Origin of the sequence: Streptomyces corallincola, assembly GCF_019104725.1 — a bacterium.
GTDB lineage: Bacteria > Actinomycetota > Actinomycetes > Streptomycetales > Streptomycetaceae > Streptomyces > Streptomyces corallincola.
The window spans coordinates 1-425 of sequence record NZ_JAHRXF010000107.1; the positions used below are offsets into that span (position 1 = coordinate 1).

Sequence of the window (425 nt, forward strand, 5' to 3'; positions counted from 1 at the left end):
CGGTACCCGATCATGCGTTCATGCCCCTGAGAGAGACCCTTGTCCGAGTCGATGCGGACCTGGCCGCTGGCCGGGTTCCCGTCGCCCGCCAGCGCCTGCGCGGTCTCGTCTCGTCCTTCCCGCACGACCTGACGCTCCGCCGCCGTCTGGCAGAGGTGTACCGGCTCTACGGCGACGCTGCCGAGGTTGGACGTTGGATGTACCTCGAAGAGGACCGGAACGCCGACGAGACCGCCGCCTTTGAGACGCGGTACGGGTTTCCCGGGTGGAGGATGAAGGCCCTAGCCTGGCGCGGCCCCGAGACGAAGGCGGCCACTGCCTTTGCGAAGAGGCAGCTGGTTGCAGTGCGGACCGCCTGCGCCGAGCAGGTGGGGCACCCCGTCGACTGGGACGACCCCGCCTCCTACCGGGACGACCTGGAAGGG

The 425-nt window shown here is 69.4% G+C and carries 1 protein-coding gene; it reads left to right on the plus strand.

Annotated features, from left to right (window positions below):
* Positions 1-20: 20 nt before the first annotated feature.
* The coding region (locus KUM39_RS27985) for a DUF6584 family protein (RefSeq protein ID WP_217788575.1) at positions 21-425 on the plus strand (405 nt) is incomplete at its 3' end.